15 protein-coding genes are annotated in these 22,779 nt (G+C 72.0%); 8 read left to right on the top strand and 7 right to left on the bottom strand.

The features are described from left to right. Positions 1 to 77 precede the first annotated feature (77 nt). Positions 78 to 749, top strand: coding sequence for a hypothetical protein (locus tag IEY70_RS17315; protein ID WP_189066287.1), 672 nt, complete (start codon positions 78 to 80; stop codon positions 747 to 749). A gap of 7 nt (positions 750 to 756) precedes the next feature. Here the strand turns inward: IEY70_RS17315 and IEY70_RS17310 are convergent, their stop codons facing one another. From IEY70_RS17310 to IEY70_RS17300, 3 genes are all read right to left on the bottom strand, one after another. Then, a complete protein-coding gene (locus tag IEY70_RS17310; RefSeq protein ID WP_189066286.1) occupies positions 757 to 1,143 on the bottom strand; it encodes a Fur family transcriptional regulator in 387 nt (128 codons plus the stop codon). Positions 1,144 to 1,234: 91 nt separating this feature from the next. After that, positions 1,235 to 1,939 (bottom strand): hypothetical protein, encoded by a 705-nt coding sequence (locus IEY70_RS17305; RefSeq protein ID WP_189066285.1) that lies wholly within the window; start codon positions 1,937 to 1,939, stop codon positions 1,235 to 1,237. Next, the gene (locus IEY70_RS17300; protein ID WP_189066284.1) at positions 1,939 to 2,718 is read right to left on the bottom strand and encodes a phage holin family protein; all 780 of its coding nucleotides are present in this window, start codon (positions 2,716 to 2,718) and stop codon (positions 1,939 to 1,941) included. The genes IEY70_RS17305 and IEY70_RS17300 overlap by 1 nt, the downstream gene beginning before the upstream one ends. A 60-nt stretch (positions 2,719 to 2,778) precedes the next feature. Here IEY70_RS17300 and IEY70_RS17295 point away from each other — a divergent pair, with 60 nt between their 5' ends. The 3 genes from IEY70_RS17295 to crtI all read left to right on the top strand — a co-directional run bounded on the left by IEY70_RS17295 (position 2,779) and on the right by crtI (position 6,315). Further along, complete coding sequence (locus IEY70_RS17295) at positions 2,779 to 3,477, top strand: class I SAM-dependent methyltransferase (protein ID WP_189066283.1); 699 nt, start codon at positions 2,779 to 2,781, stop codon at positions 3,475 to 3,477. Positions 3,478 to 3,607: 130 nt separating this feature from the next. Continuing rightward, positions 3,608 to 4,501 (top strand): phytoene/squalene synthase family protein, encoded by an 894-nt coding sequence (locus IEY70_RS17290; protein ID WP_229778029.1) that lies wholly within the window; start codon positions 3,608 to 3,610, stop codon positions 4,499 to 4,501. A 101-nt stretch (positions 4,502 to 4,602) separates the two neighbouring features. Further along, complete coding sequence (crtI, locus tag IEY70_RS17285; RefSeq protein WP_189066282.1) at positions 4,603 to 6,315, top strand: phytoene desaturase family protein; 1,713 nt, start codon at positions 4,603 to 4,605, stop codon at positions 6,313 to 6,315. Positions 6,316 to 6,379: 64 nt separating this feature from the next. On the opposite strand, the gene IEY70_RS17280 is transcribed toward crtI, so the two are convergent. The 3 genes from IEY70_RS17280 to IEY70_RS17270 form a co-directional block, all read right to left on the bottom strand. Continuing rightward, positions 6,380 to 7,225 (bottom strand): M12 family metallopeptidase, encoded by an 846-nt coding sequence (locus tag IEY70_RS17280; protein ID WP_229778028.1) that lies wholly within the window; start codon positions 7,223 to 7,225, stop codon positions 6,380 to 6,382. A gap of 172 nt (positions 7,226 to 7,397) precedes the next feature. Further along, positions 7,398 to 8,225 (bottom strand): alpha/beta hydrolase, encoded by an 828-nt coding sequence (locus tag IEY70_RS17275; RefSeq protein WP_189066280.1) that lies wholly within the window; start codon positions 8,223 to 8,225, stop codon positions 7,398 to 7,400. A gap of 33 nt (positions 8,226 to 8,258) precedes the next feature. Then, positions 8,259 to 9,197: an ABC transporter substrate-binding protein gene (locus tag IEY70_RS17270; RefSeq protein ID WP_189066279.1), complete on the bottom strand. Its 939-nt coding sequence runs from the start codon at positions 9,195 to 9,197 to the stop codon at positions 8,259 to 8,261. A 172-nt stretch (positions 9,198 to 9,369) separates the two neighbouring features. Between IEY70_RS17270 and IEY70_RS17265 the strand changes: the two genes are divergently transcribed. The 3 genes from IEY70_RS17265 to IEY70_RS17255 all read left to right on the top strand — a co-directional run bounded on the left by IEY70_RS17265 (position 9,370) and on the right by IEY70_RS17255 (position 11,934). Further along, positions 9,370 to 9,807 (top strand): OsmC family protein, encoded by a 438-nt coding sequence (locus IEY70_RS17265; RefSeq protein WP_189066278.1) that lies wholly within the window; start codon positions 9,370 to 9,372, stop codon positions 9,805 to 9,807. Between the two features lie 110 nt (positions 9,808 to 9,917). Continuing rightward, complete coding sequence (locus IEY70_RS17260) at positions 9,918 to 10,499, top strand: P-loop nucleotide/nucleoside kinase family protein (RefSeq protein ID WP_189066277.1); 582 nt, start codon at positions 9,918 to 9,920, stop codon at positions 10,497 to 10,499. Positions 10,500 to 10,518: 19 nt separating this feature from the next. Further along, positions 10,519 to 11,934 carry a WGR domain-containing protein gene (locus IEY70_RS17255; RefSeq protein WP_189066276.1) on the top strand — a complete coding sequence of 472 codons (1,416 nt, stop codon included), beginning with the start codon at positions 10,519 to 10,521 and terminating at the stop codon, positions 11,932 to 11,934. A gap of 187 nt (positions 11,935 to 12,121) precedes the next feature. On the opposite strand, the gene IEY70_RS17250 is transcribed toward IEY70_RS17255, so the two are convergent. Further along, positions 12,122 to 12,385 (bottom strand): acylphosphatase, encoded by a 264-nt coding sequence (locus IEY70_RS17250; protein ID WP_189066275.1) that lies wholly within the window; start codon positions 12,383 to 12,385, stop codon positions 12,122 to 12,124. Positions 12,386 to 12,566: 181 nt separating this feature from the next. Here IEY70_RS17250 and IEY70_RS17245 point away from each other — a divergent pair, with 181 nt between their 5' ends. Beyond that, complete coding sequence (locus IEY70_RS17245) at positions 12,567 to 22,676, top strand: translocation/assembly module TamB domain-containing protein (RefSeq protein ID WP_229778026.1); 10,110 nt, start codon at positions 12,567 to 12,569, stop codon at positions 22,674 to 22,676. Positions 22,677 to 22,779: the final 103 nt, after the last annotated feature.

Raw genomic sequence — 22,779 nt, 5'->3', positions numbered from 1 at the left:
CAGGTCTAGCCCGTATCCGCGTGCGCCGACTCGTTTCATAGCCTTATTATGACAAATGCTCTAGGTACAGTGCGGGTATGTCCCGCCTCCCGCCCGGTTTCTTCCCTGCCCGTTCCGTGACCGCCGCGTTGCTGACCCTGACCCTTGGTGCGGGCAGTGCCCTGGCGGTGGCCAGCGCGCCGCGCACGCCGCTCGAACCGGGGCTGGTCACTCCGGGCTTACCGCAGGCGGGGCCGCGCACGCTGCCGCTGACCGGCGGGCAGATGGCCGCGCCGTCCGGGCTGCTGCCGTCCGGAATGCTGGCCGACGTGACGCCGACCACGAGCCTGCTGGCGACCGTGTCTGGCCTGCGGGACCTGATCCGCGCCGGGACGCTGAAACCGGACGCAGCGGCGCGCGACGCGCTGGGTGCGCTGGGCCTGAAGCTGCGCGACGCGCCGACGCTGGGGCCACAGGTCAGCACGCAGGCGCAGTCGGACCTGCTGGCGGCCCTGACGCCCGCGCAGGAGCAGTCGCTGCGGGCGTACCTGCGGGCGCGGGAGGTGCGCGTGCAGGGGCTGCTGACGCGGGCGCGGATCGCCACGCCGGACGGCCCGGTCAGCCCGGCGCGGCAGGTGCTGAACCTGCTGACGCCCGGCGGCGCGGCGGTGGTGTCGGCGCTCGTGCGGGAACCCGGCCTGAACCCCTACCGTGCCGACGGCGTGAACCGCGAGGTCCTGCGGGCGCTGCTGGCCCTGCTGGACCGCTGAACGCCGTTCAGGCGCGGGCGGCGCAGTCGGGGCACTGCCCGTACAGCGTGACCTCGTGGGCGCGCACGATGAACCCGCCGGGGTAGACGGTGCCGCTGGGCAGCGCGACCGGGCAGGTGTGCAGCGTGAACACGCGGCCGCAGTCCTGGCAGGAGAAGTGGTGGTGGTGGCCCTTGCCGCTGGCCTCGTAGAGGGTTTCGCCGTCCAGGATGACCGGGTGGATGCGGCCCTGTTCGGTCAGGAGTTTCAGGGTGCGGTACACGGTGGCGATTCCCAGGCCCGGCAGGTCGCTGCGCGCGCGGTCGTGCACGTCAGCGACGGCCAGTGGTCCCGGTGCGGCCTGCATGATGCGGGTGATCACGTCGCGCTGGCGGGTGCTGCGGGTGGCGGTCATCCGGTCAGGCTAGCATTCCTGATCGGGCCGTATCAAAAAGCAGCCCACCATTGACGGGCGGGCTGCGGGTGGGGCGGTCAGGGATGTCCGGTCAGCGGCGGTTGGGGTTGCCCATCTCGTCGGGCGCGATGGGACTGCCCACCGCCTTGGCTTCCACGTGACTGGCCGGGGCGGGTTTCACGCCGGGGTGCGCCGGGGCGCCCAGCGCGGGCGGCACGCTGCCCTCGGCCGGAGCCTGCTGCGCGTAACTCTGCGCCTGGGCGGCACCCTGGGCCGGGCTGGCAGGGGTCGCCGGGCCGGTGCTTGCCGGGCTGGCCGGGCGCTTGGTGAAGTTCACGGCGGGCGCGGCGCTGCCCAGCGGGGTCTGCACGCTGCGCGCCGCCGGGCGGGTGGCCTGTCCGTTTCCGGCGCCCTGGCCGGACTTCTCGAGCAGGTTGTCCGCGAGTTCCTCGAGGCGGGGCGTGATCACGCGGTCCATGACGGTCTTGAAGGCCAGGGTGCCCAGCGTGGCGACGAGCGCGCCGCCCACCCCGCCGCCCTTCTGGGATTTCTGGGCCTTGATCAGCGCCTTCTGGTGCTTGGCGGGACTGGAGGCGTCCACGTACACCTTCCTGCTGCGCTTGAACTGACGGCCCACGACCATGCCGATCACGGCGCCCACGGCGGACGCGCCGCCCAGCATCTTCAGCGGGTCTTTCTGCATGTTCACCTGCAGGCTGGCCTGCTCGGTCAGGGCGTCCACGCTGTTTTTCAGGCGTTCGCGCGCTTCCTCGCGTTCGGTGAGGTACTCGGCCATCAGGACTGCCCTCCTTTTTTCATGTCGTCGCGGAAGGTCGCGGCGGTGCTGACGGGAATGCCGGGCGCGTCTTTCAGGACCACGGGTTCCTGAAGGTTCGGATCGTGGTGCCCGTGGCCGTGGTCGCCGCCGCCACGGTGGCCTTCCCCGGCCTCGCTGCCGTCGATCTGTTTGTTCAGGCCGCTGCCGTAGTTGGCGGGTTCGCCGCCGGGTTTGCTTTCGTACACGGGAACGGTCGTCTCGCCGCCCTCGATGCGGACGGTGGCGGTGCCGTGGCCGTCGCGGGTCACGCGGTTCTCACCGGCGGCGTGCTGGCTGGCGTCGCGGCCGATGTCAACGCGGGGGCCGCTGGGGTTGCGGGCGTCGCGGTCGGTGTTGCTGCCGCTGGCGGGCCGGGCGTCGGTGTGGTCGGCCCGGTCGCTCAGGTCGTCGGGGCGGCGGTAACGGGGTTCGTTCATCTGGACCTCCGCGCCGAGTTTCTTGATGCCCACGAAGATCAGCGCGCCGGTCACGACGAAGCTCAGCAGGGCGATGATCAGCGCGGCGGCCCAGGCGCCCAGGCCCAGGCGCATCAGGCCGTAGAACACCGCCAGGATGATGAAGATCAGTCCCAGGATCAGCGGGCCGGTGGCGGCCAGCAGCAGCACGGCGCCGATGCCTTTGGCCTTGGCGATCTCTCCGGCTTTGCGTGCAACGGCGTTGATCTCGGATTTCACGAGGGTCAGGCCAGCGTCGAACACGTCGACCAGCGCGCCCCCCATACTCTTGCGTTCTTCCATGCGTTCCCTCCAGGTACCCTCACGAAACGTGAACAGCGGGCTTCAATGCTTATCAGCATAATGAACCCTGTGAGCCGTTCTGTGCAGGGACAAGAAAATCTCAACCCGGACCCATCTTCCGGCGCCGGGCAGGGAAACCCGCCGCTGAGTGCCGCCCAGCGCAGCAATCTGCTGCCCCTGACCGCCGCCGGGTACGCCTGGTGGCGCGCGCGGTCCCTGCGGGCACTCGGCGCGGACTTCAGCCTAGAGCGCGAGGCGGCGCTGTTCCGGGCGCTGTGCCGCCCGCTCCCCGGTCAGGACTGGCTGGACGTGGGCACCAGCGCGGGCTTCTACGCCGGGGTGCTGGCCCGCCAGGGCTGCCGGGTGCTGGCCGTGGACCTGAGCGCCCCGATGCTGCGTGAGGGAGCAAAACGCGAACCGGACGCCCGGATCGACTGGGCGCAGCTGAACATGGAGCGCAGCGACCTGCCGCCCGCCTCGTTCGACGGCGTGACGGTCGGCGCGACCCTGAACGAGACGCGCGGCCCGGCCGACCTGCTGCGCGAGTGCGCCCGCGTGCTGCGGCCCGGCGGGCAACTGTGGCTGATGTACCTGCGCCGCACGGGCGGCCCCCTCCAGGCGGTGCTCGGGCACCCGGCGGCGGGCGGCCTGAACTTCCCGGACCCCGCGTGGGTGGGGCGCTGCCTGCCGGGCCTGACCCGCACGGACGGCCTGGGCGTGGGCGCCGTGCAGTTCGAGCGGTACGTGAAGTCCGCGTGAGTGACGGACGCTGTTCCCGGCGCGGTCACGCGCGACCCTCCGCGCCGGCGGGAAACTCTGTAAGAATGCGTGACGTTTCCCGCCCACACGCCCCCTACACTCGTTGGAAAGGAACCCAACCGTGACTGACGTGACCTTCCCTCCCCCAACCGACAGCGCCCTGACGCAGGCCGTCGCGCACTGCCAGGACCTGACGCGGGAGCACAGCAAGACCTTCTACCTGGGATCACGGTTCTTTCCGGCGCAGCAACGCCGGGCCGTGTGGGCTGTGTACGCCGCCTGCCGCGACGGAGACGACATCGTCGACGAACGCAGCGGCGACGCGGCCCGCGCCGGACTGGACGACTGGTGGGCGCGCACGCAGGCCGCCTTCGCCGGTCGGCCCGGCGCGCATCCCATCGATACCGCCCTGGCCTGGGCGGCCCGCACCTACCCCATTCCGCTGTCGGCCTTCGCGGAACTGCACGACGGACTGCGCATGGACCTCGCCGGGCACGAGTACCGCAGCATGGACGACCTGATCCTGTACTGCCGCCGCGTGGCGGGCGTGGTGGGGTTCATGATCGCGCCCGTCAGCGGGTACAGCGGCGGCGAACGCACCCTGCACGCGGCGCTGATGCTGGGGCAGGCCATGCAACTGACGAACATCCTGCGGGATGTGGGCGAGGACCTGCGCCGGGACCGGGTGTACCTGCCCGCGACCCTGCTCGCGCAGTACGGCGTGACCCGCGCCGACCTGGAACGCGGGGTGGTCACGCCCGAGTACCGCGCGCTGATGGAGCACCTGTCAGATCTGGCGCGCGACTGGTACGTGCAGGGCCGCGCCGGGATTCCCTGCCTGAACGGCAGTGCCCGGCTGGCCGTGGCGACCGCCGCGCGCGCCTACGAGGGCATCCTGGACGACCTGGCCCGCAACGACTTCGACAATTTCGGGCGGCGGGCGCACGTCAGCGGCACGCGCAAACTGATGATGCTGCCGCAGGCGTGGTGGGAACTGCGTTCCGCGCCCACCCCGGCAGGCTGAACCCGCCGCCCGCCCCTGCCCTATCAACCCTGCCCTTCAAACTGCGCCCCTGCCCTGCCAGTTGCCCTGTTCACGCCGCCCCGCGCGGCGGAGGTACCTTCATGACTGCTTCCACGGTTTCCACCACTCCTGGCAAACGCAAGACCGCGCTGATCGTCGGTTCCGGCATCGGCGGCCTGAGCCTCGGCATTCGCCTGCAATCGCTGGGCTTCGACACGACCATCCTCGAACGGCTGGACCAGCCGGGCGGACGCGCGTACCAGAAACGCACGCCGGACGGGTACGTGTTCGACATGGGCCCCACCGTGATCACGGTGCCGCACTTCATCGAGGAACTGTTCGCGCTGGAACGCGACGCCGGGATGCTGGCCGAAGCGGACTACCCCCCGGCAGTCCTGGCTGACGACGCCCGCGTGCGCGAGGGCGAAAGCGGCGGCCCCCGCACCCGCGAGTACGTGAAGCTCGTGCCGATCCTGCCGTTCTACCGCATCTACTTCGACGACGGCACCTTCTTCGATTACGACGGCGACCCGGTCAGCACCCGCCGCCAGATCAGCGAACTGGCCCCCGAGGACCTCGCCGGGTACGAACGTTTCCATGACGACGCCCGCGCCATCTTCGAACGCGGATTCCTGGAACTGGGGTACACGCACTTCGGGGACGTGGCGACCATGCTGAAGGTCGTGCCGGACCTGATGCGCCTGGACGCCGTGCGGACCCTGTTCAGCTTCACCGGCAAGTACTTCACGAACCCCAAGATGCAGCAGGTGTTCTCGTTCGAGACGCTGCTGGTCGGCGGCAACCCCCTGAGCGTGCCCGCCATCTACGCCATGATCCATTTTGTGGAGAAAACCTGGGGCATCCACTACGCCATGGGCGGCACGGGCGCGCTCGTGCAGGGCTTCGTGCGCAAGTTCGAGGAACTCGGCGGGCGCATCGAGTACGGGCAGGGCGTGCAGGAGATCCTGGTCACGGACGACCGGGGCCGCCCGGTCCGGCACCCGCTGGGGCGGCGCGTGGCGCGCGGCGTGCGCCTGGAGAGCGGGCAGGAACGCCATGCGGACATCGTGGTCAGTAACGGCGACTGGGCGAACACGTACCTCAAGCGCGTTCCGGCCGCCGCGCGCCTCGTGAACAGCGACGTGCGCGTGAAGGCCGCCCGCCAGAGCATGAGCCTGCTGGTCATCTACTTCGGGTTCCGCAAGGACGGCACGGACCTGAAACTCCGCCACCACAACATCATCCTGGGGCCGCGCTACGAGGAACTGCTGACCGAGATCTTCGGGAAGAAGGTGCTGGGCCGCGACTTCAGCCAGTACCTGCACGTCCCCACCCTGACCGACCCCAGCCTCGCGCCGGAAGGGCACCACGCGGCGTACACGCTGGTGCCGGTGCCGCACAACGCCAGCGGCCTGGACTGGACGGTGGAAGGCCCGAAACTGGTGGAGCGGGTGTACGACTTCCTGGAGGAACGCGGGTACATCCCGGACCTGCGCGCCCGCCTGACGCACAGCGAGTTCATCACGCCCGACTACTTTGCCCACACGCTGGACAGCTACCTGGGCAACGCCTTCGGCCCCGAGCCGACGCTGATCCAGAGTGCGTTCTTCCGCCCGCACAACCGCAGCGAGGACGTGGGAAGGTTGTACATGGTCGGCGCGGGCGCGCAGCCGGGCGGCGGGACGCCCAGCGTCATGATGAGCGCCAAGATGACGGCCCGCCTGATCGCCGAGGACTTCGGCATTCACCCCAGCGTGCGTGACGGCGTGCCTACCACGCAGGCCAGCACCACCAGAGAGAGCGCCGCCGACTGATCCGGCACACAGAGGAGAGGGGCCGCCACGCGAATCGGTGTGGCGGCCCCTCCTCTTGTGCTGCTCAGCGGGGGTACAGGGCGTTCACGGTGCTCTTATCGGTCGCCGAGAAACCGTTGCGCTGGCCCATGCGGTTGATGTCGATGCTGGAGTTCAGGGGCTGGATGGCGATCTTGCCGTCGAAGAAGGCGGGGTAGTGCATGATCGAGTCGAAGTCGTACGCGCCGTACCCGGCGCTGCCGCTGCGGATCTGGTACTGGCTCTGCCAGTCGGCGGGAATGTTCGCCCAGACGATCTGCACGTACTGGTCGCGGTCCGGGCGGGTCTGCTCGTGGAACAGGCCCATGGCGTGCCCGAACTCGTGGATGATCGAGCCGGTCGTGCAGCGGTCCGCGAGGGTGATGGTCTGCCTGCCGCCCACCATGCCCAGGCTGGACGCGCAACTGGTGCCGGTGTTGTACGTGATTTCCACGTAGTTGCGCTGCGTGGTGCTGGTGCGGGGCGTGACGACGACGTTCGTGGTCGAGCGGATGGTGGAGGCGGCGGCCGCCACGCGGTCCCGGATGGCCTGCGGGACGTTCGACGCGAAGGTGTACGGGATGGTGCGGCCCGTCCAGCGGTACCGCGTGTCCACGACGTAGGTGCCCTGCGGCGTGACGCTGCCCAGCTCGGCGAGAATGATGTCGTCCTCGAGCATCAGGTAGCCGTCCTGCTCGAAGCCCGTCACCTGCTGGCGGGTGCCGTCCGGGAGGATCAGCGTGGCGGGCCGGGTGTTCGGGGCCGTGCGGGCCGACGGGCCGTCCTGCTGCGGGGAAGGCTGGGACGTGGAGCACGCGGCGAGCAGCAGGGACAGCAGCAGAACAGGTGTGATACGGATTCCGTTTGTTTCGTTGACAACCCGGGAGGGCACCGGGTTGCCAACTCCACGTCCGGAACCCGCTTTTCTCCTACTCGCTCCGCTCGGATTGAATGGTCTTTGCAGCCCATTCAACCGGAGTCCGTGTGACGTTACGCATGGCAGGGCACCTCGGTTGTGGGATGCCCAGAGAGTAGAGGGAACGGCGGGCGGTTGTAAAGGGCCGTCAGGCGACGTGCGCCCGCAGCCAGTCCAGGATGGCGGCGCGGACCTCGTCGCGGGGCCGGTCGTTCAGGAGTTCGTGGTACCCGCCTTCCTGGAGGAGCAGGGTCTTGTCGGCGGCGGGAATGGTGTCGAAGAACCGCTGGCTGCCCGCGGGGTCCGTGACTCGGTCGGCCGTGCCGTGCACGATCAGGGTGGGCAGCGCCCAGCGGGTGTACAGGGGCCACAGGGCGTCACTGAGGGCCAGCATGCTCGCGCCGGTCAGGGCCGGGACTTTGCCGTGGTACATCTGCGGGTCGGCCTCGTACGCGGCGACTTCCTCGGGCAGGCGGGACAGGCCGCCGGTGCCGAGGTCGGTGGTGGGCAGGCCCGGCGCGATGCGGGCCAGCAGCGGGGCCAGCCGTTTCACGAGGGCCGGTTCGTGCTCGCCGACCAGCAGGGCCGGACTGGACAGGATCACGCCGCTCAGGCCGCGTGGGTCGCGGGCGGCGCTGGCGGCGGTGATCAGGCCGCCCATGGAGTGCCCTGCGGCGAACAGCGGAAGGGGGTCGGCGCGCAGGGCCTCGCGGGCCTTCAGGTGATCCTCGACGAGGTGTTCGAGGTTCACCACGGCCCGCGCTCCGGCGGACGCGCCGTGCCCGCGCTGATCGGCGGCGTACACCGTGAAGCCCTGCGCGACCAGCGTGGGGATCAGCGCGTTGTACCGTTCGACGTAGCGGCCGGCGTACTCGCCGAAGCCGTGCGTGAGCAGCACGTTCCCGCGTGCGTGCGGGGCGCGCCACACGTACCCTTTGGTGGGTGCGCCGGGCACCGTCCAGTCCTGACTCTGCATGGCCCGAGTGTAGGGCAAGCGGGCGTCTGGTGGTCAGCGCAGCGCCTTGACGAGTTGCCGTTCGACGAGTTGCGCGGCAATGGGGCCACGGATGCGGCGGAACAGGTGGTAGTCGAAGAAGTACACCTGTCCGGCCTGACTGGCGCGCAGGCGGCTGGTGATGGCCCCGGCGTTCCACTCGGCGCGGGCGCGGGTGGGGGTGCTGGTCCCGGCGGCCAGGACGATCACGGCGTCCGGGTTGATGGCGGCCAGTCCTTCCACGCTGACCACGGCGTCCTTCTTCTCGCCGTCGATGACGTTCAGGCCCACGTCGCGCAGCAGGCCGCCGGTCCAGTCGTCGCTGCCGCTGATGGTGAAGGTGTTGCGGGCGTCGCCGCCGGTCGTCCAGACGACCAGTACGCGTTTCCTGCCGAAGGTGGTCAGTTGCGCGCGGGTGCTCTGCACGCCGTTGTTGTAGGTGTTCAGGGCGCTGCGGTACGCGGCCTCGCGGTTCAGGGCGCGGGCCAGGGTGGGCAGGGTCTTCTGCCAGGCGCTGCGGTCGATGCCGTCCAGCAGCAGGGTGGGCGCGATCCGGCTGAGTTGCGGGTACACGGGCGCGGCGTAGGTTTCACCGACGATCAGGTCGGGGCGCAGGGAGGTCAGGATTTCGAGGTTCGGGTTGAAGCGGTCCCCGACGTTCACGGGTGCGCTGGTCACGCGGCTGCCGAGGTACTTGATGTCGCGGATGGGTGACCCGAAGGCCGGGGTTTTCAGGAACGTGGAGGCCTCGCCGTACCCGACGGGTTGCACGCCGATGGACAGCAGCAGGTCCAGGGCGTGCGGGCCGAGCGCGACGACCCGCAGGGGCTGGCGGGGGATGGTGGTCGTTCCGGCGCTGTGCGTGACGGTCTGGGGGTAGGTGGCGGCGGAGGCGCTGCACAGGGCGGTGCCCAGGACAGCGGTGAGGGTCAGGAGGGTGCTTCGTTTCGGCATGGGTGTCCTTGTGCGCCGGGGTCCGTGAGGAACCGCCGCGCTGGTGTGGGGGATTGTGCCAGACTTAATCCCGACTTACAAGGTCAGGATTGACCGGGGGCGACGCAAGCATGAAGTTCCGCTCAACCGCACCCACGGCATCCCCACAGGCTGACCGCGCAGACTGAACCGCATGGCAGACATCGCACGCAAGGCAACGGCCCACTGGGAAGGCGACCTCAAGCACGGCAAAGGCACCGTGAGCACCGAGAGCGGCGTGCTGGACGGCGCGCAGTACTCATTCGGCACCCGCTTCGAGAACGGCAGGGGCACCAACCCCGAAGAACTGCTGGCCAGCGCCCACGCCGGGTGCTTCACCATGCAGCTGTCCGCACTCCTCGCCAACCACGGGCACACCATCGAGGCGCTGGACACCCAGGCCACCTGTGAGATGGTCAAGGACGGCGCGGGCTTCAAGGTCAGCGCCATGAAACTCGTGGTGCGCGGCAAGGTCACGGGCAGCGACCAGGCCGACTTCGAGGAGCACGTCAGGCAGGCGGCCGACATGTGCCCCATGAGTCAGGTCATGAAGGGCAACGTGGAGATCACCCACGAAGCCATCCTGGAATAAGGTTCCGGGTTCTGCGGCGCCCCGGCCTTCATGGTCAGGGGCGCCGCTTTCTGTCGCAGCAGGCCAATGGGCGCATGTGCGCCCGGCCCACGTGTGGCAGGCTGGCGCGCATGAGTCACCTGTTCTATCTGGTCGGGGCGCCCGGCAGCGGCAAACGCACGGTCGGCAAGGCGTTGTCGGCCCTGACGGGCGCGGCGCTGCTGGACAACCACCTGTTCAACGATCCGGTGTTCACGGCGTTCGGCGTGGACGGCGTGAGCCCGGTGCCGCCGGAACTGTTCGATCTGGCCGAGGAGGTGCGGCAGGTGGGCCTGCGGGCGCTGCGGCTGGCCCCGCCTGCGCGGTCACACATCCTGACGAACTACCTGAGTCGCGTGGAGGAAGGCGAGGAGGTCGTGGCCGAGTTGCGCGCGCTGGCGCGGGAGCGGGGCGCGGCGTTCGTGCCGGTGTGGCTGGAGTGCCCCCTGCCGGAACTGGAGGCGAGGATGGGGCGCCCGGAGCGCCGGGAGCGTCTGAAGTTGCGTGATCCGTTGATCCTGCGCGGCCTGCTGGAACGTGGTGGTGTGATGGACGCCCCGGCGGACGCGCTGGTGCTGGACACGGCTTGCCTGGACCCGCATGAGGCGGCGCGGCGGATCGTGGCGTTCGCGGGGGGTGTGCCGGTGGCAGGTGCGCTTGTCACTCCTGGGTGATTCCCGTTACAATAGAATTATGTCTGTAACATATCTGGAGTATTCAGATCCGAACGGGGCCGAGCATAAATTCTACGAGGTTACCGTGGACGGCGCGGACCTGACCGTCCGCTACGGCCGCATCGGCACCGACGGCCAGACGCAACGCAAGACCTTCCCCAGCCCCGAAAAGGCGCAGGCGGAAGCCGACAAGAAACTGAAGGAAAAACGCCGCAAGGGCTACGAGGAAGCCGTGCAGGGCGTCCGCCAGAAACGCGAGGTGGTACGCCGCACCTTCACCGAAACCCGCCCCACCACCCGCCGGGGCGCGCCGCTGCTCTGGAAGTTCAACACGAGAGCCACCGCGTTCGGCATCTTCGCGGACGAGCAGCAGGTCTGGGTGGGCAACGAGGCCGGGCAGGTACACGCCCTGAGTCCCGACGGCGAGGTGCAGCGCTCCTTCACCCTGCCCGACGGCGTGAAATGCCTCGTGCGCGACGACCGCTGGACCTTCGCCGGGTGCGACGACGGGAACGTGTACGACCTGAGCGGCAAACTGCCGTTCGTGGCGTACGAGGTCGAGGGCAGCGCCGCGCTGCTGTGGCTGGACATCCACGCCGGCACCCTGGCCGCCAGCGACGCCAGAGGTAACGTGTTCGCCTTCGACGCCGAGAGCGACCAGCAGTGGGCGAACGTCGCCACCGGCGGCCAGATGGGCTGGATGGTCCGCGTGGACGAACGCGGCGTGTACTACGGGCACTCGGCGGGCGTGGGCATGTACGACCGCACCAGCGGCCTCCCGCTGTGGCAGGCCAGAACTCGCGGCGGTGTGCTGTTCGGCTGGCAGGACGGCCAGGACCTGTACGCGGGCACCACCCAGAACCTCATCCAGCGCTTCACGAAGGCGGGCGAGCACGTGCAGGACTACGCCTGCGACGCCGCCGTGCTGTCCTGCGCCACCAGCCCCGGCGGGGAGTACGTGTTCGCCGGGGACAGCGGCAGCGCCGTGTACTGCTTCACCCGCACGGGCGAGCGCCTGTGGAAGCTGGGCAGCGGGGTGGGTGGCGCGCTGAGCATGCAGTACGCGGCCGGGCGGCTGTACCTCGTGACCAGCAGCGGCATCCTGGCCGCCCTGGACGCCAGCCCAGAGGCCATCCAGGCCGCGCAGCGCGGCGAGGCCCCCGCCCCCCGCGACGTGAAACTCGCCGCCGCCGCGCAGGTCAGCGCCCCCCTGACGCAACTGGCCGTCACTGCCGACACCGGCGAGGGCGTCCGGCTGGTGTGCGAACGTGACGGCACCCGCCTGCGCGTGCGCCCCACCACTCCCGGCTACCACGCCTGGAACGTGCAGTTCCCACGCAACCTCCGCGAGGCGGGCGCGACGTACCTCGTGGACGACCTCGTGGACGCCGGGGGCTTCTACCGCGTTGTGGGTGACATCCGCCGCGTGGGCTGAGCGGGACGCAGGACGTGCGGGGCGGGAAAGGAAGCGTCCCGCCCCGCACGTTCATACGGACTCCGTCTGTTTCGCTGACAACCCGGAACAGCACCGGATTGCCAGCTCCACGTCCGGAACCCGTTTTGCTCCTACTCGCATCCGCTCGGATTGAATGACTTTGTAAGCCATTCAATCGGAGTCCGTATCAGTACACGTGGAAGTCGTTCAGGCCGGTGCGTTCGCTGTAGGTGGTCTGCACGTCGCGCACGCGGGCGTGCGGCGGGCCGAGGCGCAGCCAGTGCAGCAGGCGGTCCAGTTCGGGTTGCGGGCCCTCGGCGACGATCTCGACGCGGCCGTCGCTGAGGTTCTCGGCGTACCCGGCGAGGTTCAGGTCGCGGGCGTGACGCTGCACGTAGCGTCGGTAGCCGACGCCCTGCACGGTTCCGGTGATGAGGGCGGTCAGGCGCATGCCGGTCATGGTAGCGGCTTTCGCAGGGTGGGCAGGGTGCGTTCCTGACGGTTGCGTGAGGACCCGGTGGGTGCGGCGTTCACGCCGGGCTGCGTAGAATGCGGGGAATGCGGCTGGAAGCGATGATTGATGTGAAGGTGGGAGCGGACGTGCCTTCCGGCGGGCGTGGCCGGGTCCGGCCGTGACGGGCAAGGACCGCCGCGCGGACGAACTGAACGGAACGGGGGAAGCTCCGACGGGCGGCCCCCAGTCCAGCCCTCCTTCCGGCCCGCCTGCCAGCGCACGCCGCCGCCGCTGGCCGTGGGTGCTGGGCGTGCTGGCGGCGTTGTTGCTGGTGCTGGCGTTCCTGCCGGCCCTGCTGGGCGGGGCGCTGCTGTCCCGCTTCGGCGGGAACGTGATCTCGGCCGACCGGGTGGGTGGGCCGCTGTGGGCGCCGACGCTGGGCGGCGCGCAGGTGACGCTGCCGGGCGTGACGGGCCGGGCCGGGTCGGTGGGCGTGAGGGTCGCGTCGGTGAATCCGTTCACGCGGACCGTGCGGCTGAACGTGTCGGCCAGCGGGGCGGACGTGCGCCTGAACCTCGCGGACCTGCTGGGCGGCGGGGATGGCGGGGCAGGTGGGGGCGGCGGCTGGAAGGTGGCGCTGTCCGGGCTGGACGTGCAGGACTCGCGGGTGTCGGTGGACGGGCGGGGCATCAACGTGCCGGACGGTCAGTTCAGGGTCACGCAGGGTGACGGCGGCCGGACGCTGGTGCGCGGCGCGACCGGCGAGGGCGAGTTGAACGCCGACCTGCGTGTCTCGGAGGTAGGGGGCGCGAACGTGTTCACGGTGGACCTCGACGCGGACGCGCGGGTCCTGAACCACTACTGGCCGGGCGTGACGGGCGGCCGCATCAGCGGGCAGTACGTGATCGGCAGCGGCCCCATCCGGGGTGACCTGAAGGTCACGGACGCCAGTCTGCGCGTGCCCGAGGCGAACTTCGTGACCGTGACCGGCATCGCCGGGACCGCCACGCACCGGGGCGACCGCATCGACCTGCAACTGGCGGGGCGCGGCTGGAACGGCCCGGTCACCGCGACGGGCGGCGTGGACCTGAAGGCGCAGAACTGGCGGGTCACGGCGAACGCCGCGCCGACCGTGGCGGGGCTGGCCGGGGCGCTCGGCACGACCGGCAGCGGCGACCTGAAGGTGCAGGTCACGGCGGGCGGCTGGACGACCGTGCGGGTCACGGCGAACGCGCAGGGGGCCGGTGAGGTGGCGGGCGTGGGGTTCCGCGACGCGAACGCGAAGTACCGTTTCCTCAGCGAGGACGGAAACGCGGCCACCCAGACGAACGACCTGAGTTTCAGCGCCCTGACGTCGCTGGCCGGGTCGGATCAGAAACTGGCGGGGCGCTGGGCGTTCGGGAAGTCCGGCGAGGCCTCGCTGATCGGGGCGTTCGGGCAGAAACCCCTGAACGTGGCGGCCACCATCGACGCGCAGAACGTCCTGACCCTGAGCGGCGAAGGGCTGGGCGGGCCGCTGTCGGGCACCCTGGCCCTGAGTGGCGTGAAACTGAACGCCGTGCTGAACCCCACCTACGGGGCGGTGCAGGCGCGCGTGGCGGTCAGCGGCACGCCGGACGACCTGCGCGCGACCATCAGCGGCGCGCAGGCCGGGCCGTTCACCGGACTGTCCGGCAGCGGCGCGCTGGACCGCCAGGGGTTGCGGGTGGACCTGGGCGCGGCGCGCATCGACCTGAACCGCGAGTTCCGGGGCACGTGGCAGGCGCAGGGCCTGAGCGGCTCGGGCATCATCCTGAACGGACGCGGCAGGCTGGACCTGACGGGCGGCGACGTGACCGGGCAGCTGGAGGCGACCGTGCCGGGCGTGCGTGACACGCTGGCCGGGCCGCTGGACCTGAACTACACCCGGCAGCGCGGCACCTTCCGCAGCGGCGCGCAGGTCCTGACCTGGAGTGGCGACAGCTTCGGCGTGCAGGCACGCGAACTGGCCGTGACGGGCGGCCTGAACGTGACCGGCGACGTGACCGTGACCACCGCCCTGAAGGCCTTCGGGACGCTGCGGGCGACCGGGGCGGGCGTGACCCTGAATGCCACGGCGCGCGGCACGGCTGCCAGCCTGCGCGGCTCGGCGGGCGGCGTGACCGTGCTGGCCGACACGCAGCTTCAGGCGCCGTACCTGACGACGGCGCGGGTGCAGGGCGCGGACATCCAGGGTGTCCTGAGCGTGGACGACGGCGTGCGCTTCACGCTGACCACCGCCGGAGACACGGCGCGTGGCGTGATCGACGGGGACCGCTGGGACGCGACGGGCCGCGTGAACCTGGGGGCGCTGCGGCCCCTGGTGAACGTGGACGGGCTGGGCGGCACGCTGGACCTGAACCTGGCCGGACAGGGCGGCTCGGCCCGCGTGGACGCGCGGGCGCTGGGCGCGGGCGTGACCGGTACCCTGACCCGCGCGGGCGGCCCGCTGGGCGCGAACCTGCGGGTCACGTACGCGGGCGCGCAGGCGGCGCTGTCGGGCCGGGTGTACCCGGACGTGCAGGCGCAGGGCCGCGTGAGCGCGCAGGGACAGACCCTGAACCTGAACGTGAACGGAGCGTACGGCGACCTGCGGGCGCGCGTGACCGGGCAGACCGGCCCGCTGACGCTGGGCGGCGTGACGCTGCCCGCGCAGGCCGTGAACCTGAGCGGCACCCTGACGCCGCGCCTCACGGCCAGCGGCACCTGGGGCGACCTGAACGCCGCGTACGACGCGGCGACCGGACTGGCCCGCGTGACCGGGCAGCAGCCCCTGACGGCCTTCGGACAGGCAGGGCGCGTGCAGGGCAGCGCCACCTGGGGCCCCGGCCCCGACGGCACGTTCCGGGGTGCCGTGAACGCCAGCGGCGTGCTGGACGGGTACACGGCCGTCCTGAACGGCCCGTGGGATGACCTGAACGTCCTGCTGACCGACCGTGCGGGCCTGCGGGCGCAGGGCACGGTGTCGCTCCCGGCAGGCCGCTACGACCTGGGCGTGCGCGGCCCGCTGGGCGGCGGGCTGTTCGTGGACGGCAACGTGCAGGGCACCGGCCTGGAGCCGCGCGGGAACGTGACCGTCACCGACGCGCAGGGTGGCCGGGCGCAGGTGACGCTGCGCGGCCTGGAGAACCTGAACGTGCAGGCGCAGGACCTGACGCTGGGCGGCCAGACCCTGCGCGGCACCCTGAGTGCCGTGAACGGCGCACTGAACGGCACGCTGAAGGCCGGGCCGCTGGACGTGCGCGCCGTGAACGGGCAGGTGCGCGTCAGTGGGGAGCTGGCCGGGCAGACGGTCCTGGCGACCGGGCGGGTCACGCTGCCCGCCACGCTGGAGAACCTGAACCTGCGCGTGACAGGCCCGTACCTGTCGGCGCAGGCGGCGGGGAACGCGGCGGCCCTGCGCGGCACCCTGACCCTGAAGGCACAGTCGTTCGGCTCGGGCGCCGCGACCCTGAGCGTACCGGGGCAGTCGTTCCCGCTGTCCGGGTCCCTGACCGGCACGCGCGTGAGCGTGGGCGGCCTGACCTACCGGGGCGGCGTGTGGTCCGGCGCGCTGGGCGCCCGGTACGCGCTGTCCGGGCAGCCGGGCACGCTGCGGGTGCTGGGCGAGGACGCGCGCCTGACCGTCGCCCCGACCGGGCCGGTGACAGGCCGCGTGACGGTCCTCCCGGCACTGGCCGGGACGGTCAGCGCGGACCTGGGCGCGGTGCGTGCGCTGCTACCCGCCGCCGTCCGCCCGGAGGTCGTGGCGGGGCGACTGGTGGCCACCCTCTCCCCCACCGGCGCGCGGCTGAGCACGGCGGGCACCCGCTACCTGGGCGACCCGCTGGGCCTGGACGCCCGCGTGGACTGGGCGGGCGGCCTGCGGGCCAGCGGCACCCTGACGCACCCCGGCACGCGCCTTCCGGTGCGTTTCGACGGCCGGGCGTTGACCGTGAGTGGCGCGGCGCTGGACGCGCGGGTGCTGACGCCCGTGCTGGCGGGCGCAGCGGGCCGCGTGAACCTGACCCTGACCCTGCCGGACCTGACCGGCCCGGACCCGCTGGCCCGCGCCAGTGGCCGCGCCGACGTGAACGTACGCGCTGGAACGCCGGAGGGCGGGCAGCGCGCGCAGGGCCGCGTGACCCTCTCGCGCGGGCAGCTGTCCGCGAACCTGAGCAGTTCGCTGGCCGGGTACGCCGTGAACCTGCGCGGCCCGCTGTACCCGCAGGCGAACGCGGCCCTGACCCTGGACGACCTGCGCGCCACCCTGACCGGCCGCGCCGACACGACCCTGACCCTGCGGGCGACCGGGGCCTTCCAGGGCCGCGCGGTGAACCTGACCGCGACCGGCACCAACCTGACGGGCACAGACCTCGCGCGCCGCGCCGCCGTGACCCTCGGCGGCACGCTGGCCGGAGCCGCCGTGAACCTGAACGCCCGGCAGGCCGCAGCGGGCGCCCCGCTGAACGACTGGCAGACGGCCGGGAGTGTCAGCGTGGCGGACCTGCGGCCCCTGGCAGGCGTGGACGGCACCCTGAACGCCGCGCTGAGCGGCACGCTGGGCGACCTGCGCGTGCAGGCCAGCGGCGCGGCGGCCGGCGTGCGCTTTACCGCCCCGGCGCGGTACGTGGGCGGCGCGTTGCGCGTGGACGGCGCGCAGGCGACCCTGCTACAGGGGAGCAAGACGCAGGCAACCGTACGCGCCAGCGGGACGGTCCTGCCTGCCCTGAAACTGAGTGCGCGGGCCACCCTGAACGAGTGGCTGCCCGGCACCTTCACCGCGCAGATCGGCGGCGCGCTGGCCAGACCGGACGTGAACGTGCAGGGCGTCCTGACGGACGGCCAGAGCGGGCTGCGTGCGGCGGGCTCGCGGGTGCAGGCGCACCTGCTGGGCCGCGATTACCGCGCGGACTTCACGGGCGAGGCCCTCAGCGGCGGGCTGCGCGGCCAGCTGGGCGCGAACGCGCTGGGCGGCCTGCTGAACGCCGCGCTGACCCTGAACACCACCTACGTGAGCGGGCAGAACGTGGTGCGCCTGAGCGGTCCCATCGGCTGGCGCAGCGGCGCGGGCTTCAGCGGGAACCTGCGGGCGGTCGGCGACATTCCCGGCGGCCCGCTGGACGCCCTGCTGGACGGCACGGAAGGCGGCGCACTGAAGGTCGCGGCCGTGATCGGCACGGGCGCGCAGCAGGCCCGCGTGACCGGGCAACTCCCGGCGGACCTCCCCTTCCGGCCCGGCGGAACCCTGGACCTTCAGGCCTTCGACGCGGGCGCCCTGTGGGGCCGCGCCGACCAGTTGACCCTGAGCGGGCAGGCAACCCTGGGCGGCGCGACCTGGACGGCCCTGAACGCCTCCTTTGCCGGGCGCATGCTGGACAGCGCCGGGGACTTCACGGGCGACCTGGGCGCCACCTACCGCGCCGGGAACGCCAGCCTGCGCCTGAACGGCGAGCGGGTCTCGGGCGGCGGCACCCTGGAGGGCGGCGAGTACCGCCTGACCCTGCGGGCCGGAACGACGCAGGCCCCGCTGCGGGTGGCGCGCCTGCTGCCGGCCGGACTGGGCGTGGACGCCCTGACGGCGGCCGGGACCGTGAACGCCACGGGCTCGCTGTCCGGCGGGCTGCGGGAAGTCACGGCGAGCACCCTGGCCGTCAGGGGCGTGCAGGCGCAGGGCGGGCCGTTCAGTCTGTACGGGCGGGCGGCGTACGTGCCGCGCACCGGCACCCTGAATGCCGACCTGAGCGGCAGCCTGCGCGGCGGCGTGCTGCGTGCCAGCGGCTCACTGCCTGCCGGTCTGCGGGTCACGGCGCGGAACGTGGACAGCGCGTACCTGAACGCCGCGTCGCTGGGGCGCGGCACGCTGGCGGCGGATGTCACGCTGCGCGGCGCGGTCACGGACCCGCTCGCGCAGGGCAACGTGACCCTGCTGACCGGCGCGCTCGACGGGCGCGTGACCGTGTCGGGCCGGGTCGCCTCTCCGACCCTGAACGCCCGCGTGGGCCTGCGCGGGAACGCCTCGGGCACCGTGTACGCCGAGGCGCGCGACCTGAACCTCGCGTCCGGGCAGCTGCGGGCGCGGGTGTACGGCACGCTGGTGTCGGGCGGAAACCGCGCCGACCTGGACCTGCGCGGCACCTGGCCGGACCTGAGCGGCACCGTACGCGCGCAGGTGGCGGGCCTGAACGACCCCGTGACCCTCAGCGGGAACGGGCGCGGCGGGTACGACCTGAACGCCGGGTCGCTGGGCAGCGGCACCCTGACGCTGGGCGGCGGGACGGGCAGCGGGTCTGGCGGCCTGATTCCCGCGCTGGGCGGCACACTGAACCTCACGCCGCTGCCGCTGCTGGGCGGCACCGGGCAACTGACTCTGGCGGGCACGCTGGGCGGCACGCTGACCGCGCCGACCCTGGCGGCGGCCGTGCAGTCCGCCGGAGCGTCGGCGTACGGCGTGACGCTGGAGGACCTGAACGGCACCCTGAACGCCTCGCTGTCGGGCCTGAACGGCACGCTCTCGCAGGTGGTGCCGCTCACCGTGACCCCCGACCCCACTGCGGGCAGCGGGCCCTCTCCCACCGGGACGGCGCAGGGCACCCGCGCCGTCGTGACCCTGGACGGCCCGAACCTGACGCTGGACGGCCTGCGCGTGCGGGCGGCGGGCAGCACCATGCAACTGGGCGGCGAGGCCAGCCTGAACGGCCCGTCCGCCAGGCTGACCGTGACCAGCCAGGGCACCCTGGACGGCACCCTGAACGCCACCTACCGCGCGCAGGCGCTGACGGTCGCCGGAACCCTCGGCGGGCCGCAGGCGCTGCGGGCAGCGCTGGACGTGCAGGCCGACCCGCTGACCGGCTGGCACGGCACGGCCCGCGTCACGGGCGGCCCGGCAGGCGTCCTGACCGCCCCGCTGGCCCTGACGGTGGGCGGGGCGTTCACGCACCCACTCCTGACCGGCAGCGGCGAACTCCTGAAGGCGGGCGCGCGGGTCGTGGCGTCGGCGGACGGCGTGCAACTGCGGCTGGTGGACGGGCCGGGCGCACGGGGCAGCGGCACGGTCGAACTGCGCCCCCGTGACGGCGTGTGGACGCTGCTGGGCGCGGCCAGCCTGACCCGCCCGGAACTGTCCCTGAGCGTCACACCGGGCGGCCCGGTCAGTGACCCGAACCTGCTGCTCAGCGTGCGCCGGGGCGGGTGGCGGGCCAGCGGCACGGCCAGCCTGAACGCGGCCGACCTGACCGTCTCGGATGGCGTGCGGGACGGGACGCTGCGCTGGACGGGCCGTGACCTGAACGTGAACCTGCCGGGCCTGACCCTGGACACCCTGAACCTGAACGGCGTGAACGGTCTGCTCCGCGCCAGCGGCAGCGTCGGCACCGACGTGCTGGACGGCGAGTTGACCGCCTCGCTGTCGGACCTGAAGACCCCCTACCGCGTGCCGTACCTGGACCTGGAGGTGAGCGGCGACCTGAACGCGGCCGTCACGCTGCGCGGCGGGCGGCCCTCGGTGACGGGCACGGCGGCCCTCCCGGCGGGCACCCTGACCTTCACGGCGGCCCAGTCGGCAGCCCAGTCGGAGGCGCAGTCGGCGGCCCAGGCCGACACACAGGCGGGCGGCCCGTGGACCGGGCGGATCAGCGGGACGGTCAGCGCCCCCCTGACCACCACGGTCACCCAGACCACGCCCGTTCAGACGACCGCGTCGGCCTCCACGCCGGGCACGCTGGAGCTGGATGTCCGTGCCGACGCGGGCGGCCTGAGCGGGAACGTGAACGCCACGCGTTACCCGCTGACCCTGGCCGGGCAGACCCTGAGCGTCAGCGGCACGCTGGGCCTGACCGGGCAGGCGTTCCGGGCGGACCTGCGCGGCTCGAACGACATGGGCGAGGCGGTCGTGGCGGCCTCCGGCGGACTGGCGGACCTGCTGCCGGTCCTGAGCGGCCCGCTGGCCGTGCAGCCCACCGGGGACGGGTACACGGTGCGCGCCTCGCTGGACAACGTGGACGTGCGGAACCTGAAGATCGCGCCGGACCTGTCGGGCCGCGTGAGTGGCGAGGCGAACCTGCGTGACGGGGGCGGCACGTTCGTGCTGCGCTCGGACAACCTGACCGTGGGACCCAAGGTCCTCCCGGCGCGACTGGAAGGCACGCAGGTGTCCGGCGACTGGCGCATCCGCGGGTTCCTGGGCCAGTCGGAGTTCACGGCGGGCCTGGGCAGCGGCGAACTGTTCGGGCAGGGCACGCTGCGGGCACTGCCGCTGGGCGCCGTGGTCGGCGCGTTCGCCGGGACCAGTCCGGGCGAGGGCGTGGTCACGGGCCTGGCCCGCTTCCGGTTCCCGGTCAGCGATCCGCTGGCGGGCACGGCCAGCGTGGTCGCCGAACGCATCCGCGTGAGCAGCGTCAAGGGCGAGGGCGAAAGCGCCGTCACCGAGACCCTGACCGGCACCGGCACGCTGGAGTACGCGCGGCGCGAACTGCGCAGCCTGAACATTCAACTGAGCGGCGCCGGAACCTGGGACGTGCGCGGACAGTACACCCGCGAACGCGTGGACGTGACCGCGCAGTTCAGCGACACGACCTTCACCCCGGCGCTGCTGCTGGTGCCGTCGCTGGCGGCGCTGGAACCGGACCTGAAAGGCACGCTGCGCCTCTCGGCCGCCGGGACGTACGAGCGGCCGCGCGGCCTGATCCGCGCGCAGAACATCACCGGAAGCGTGGCGGGCCTGAGTGTCAGCGTCCCGGCCTTCGCGGGGGACCTGCCGGACAGCGGCGCGTTCACCGGGGGCGGCACGGTCCTGACCGGCGGCACGGTCGGCTCGAACGGGCAGGTCACGCTGTCCGGGCAGCTCACGCTGGGCCGCCTGAGCGGCACGCGCGTGAACTTCAGCGGACTGCTGGCACCGCAGGTGCTGGGGTCACTGCCGAACACCACGGTCACGCTGGCGCAACAGACCGAGTCCCGCTGGACCCTGGGCGCCCAGAGTCGCAGCGCGGCCAGCGCCGGGGCGCCCGCCGGGACCCTGAGCGTCACGGGTGACATCGCGCCCCGCTGGGACCTGACGCTCGCCGCCCGGAACTTCAACCTGCCGCTGAACGTCATCTACGGCCGCGAAAGCACCCTGGACGCCGACCTGCGCGCCGTGGACGACGGCGAGGCCATTCACGTCACGGGCGCGGCCGACTTCACGCGCCTGATCCTGGGCCGCTCGAACGCGCAGGCCACGCTGCCCGCCCCCGGTCAGAGCAGCGTGGCCGACACCCCGAACACCAACGGCCGCACCACCGACAACTACGTGAGCCCGCTGCCCGAGGAACTGCGGACCTTCCCGCAGGCCGCGCAGGCCACGGGGGACGCCCGCCCGGCCCGGCCGTTCCTGGAACGGATCTCACTGGACGACATTCCCATCCGGGCCGTGAACGGCATCCGCGTGGACGAGAACCTCGTGCGGGCCGACTTCACCGGCAGTCTGGTCGTGTCGGGCACCGGGGCGCGCCCGCGCCTGACCGGCGACATCCGCTCGCAGCGCGGCTTCGTGTACCTGCGCGAGAACGAGTTCACGCTGGCCGACAGTACCGTCACGTTCAGCGGCGAGAACCTGTACCCACAGTTCGACGTGACCGCCAGCGGACTGGTCACCGCGACCCTGGGCGACACGCGGCAGCGGGTACCGGTGAAACTGAACCTGCGCGGCGAGTTCGTCACCCAGCCCGCCAGCGCGCCCCGACTGGACCTGACCACCACCCTCAGCTGCGCGCAGGACGGCCCTGCCTGCGCCGACCCGGTCACCGGCGCGGCGTACAGCGAGGCGGAACTGTACGCGCTGGTCGCCACGGGCGTCCCGAACCTGACGGCGCTGCCGGGTAACCTCACCGCGCTGGGCGCCAGCGCCTTCCAGACGGCCCTGAACGTGTTCGTGCTGGGCGAACTGGAACGCACCATCGCCGCCGCGTTCGGCCTAGACGTGTTCCGCCTGACCCCGCAACTCGGGAACGCCGACGGCACGCTGGGGGCCACCATCACGCTCGGGTCGTACCTGACGCGCGACCTGTACCTGCAGTACCAGGTGGACCTGAACGGCAACGGTCTGATCGACGCGCAGTACAGCACGCCCGACGAGCGATTCACGTTCCGGGTCAGTACGCCCATTAGCGGCCTGGACCTGCAGTCGATCCTGCCGAGCTTCAGCGCCGGGTACAACCTGAACGGCCGCACCAGCGTCAACCTGGGCGTCGAGAGTGCCGAACAGGGCACCACCCTGCGCTTCGGCGTCACCTACCGCATCGGCGGCCGCTGAGCGCCGGCAGGAACAACAGGAGAAAGGGCCGCCCGGTCTGCACCGCGGCGGCCCTTCTGCTGCACTGGTCTCATACGGATTCCGTTTGTTTCGCCAACAATCC

It is taken from the genome of Deinococcus seoulensis, from assembly GCF_014648115.1.
Taxonomy (GTDB): Bacteria; Deinococcota; Deinococci; order Deinococcales; family Deinococcaceae; genus Deinococcus; species Deinococcus seoulensis.
This window is presented reverse-complemented; position numbering and strand designations above follow the sequence as displayed.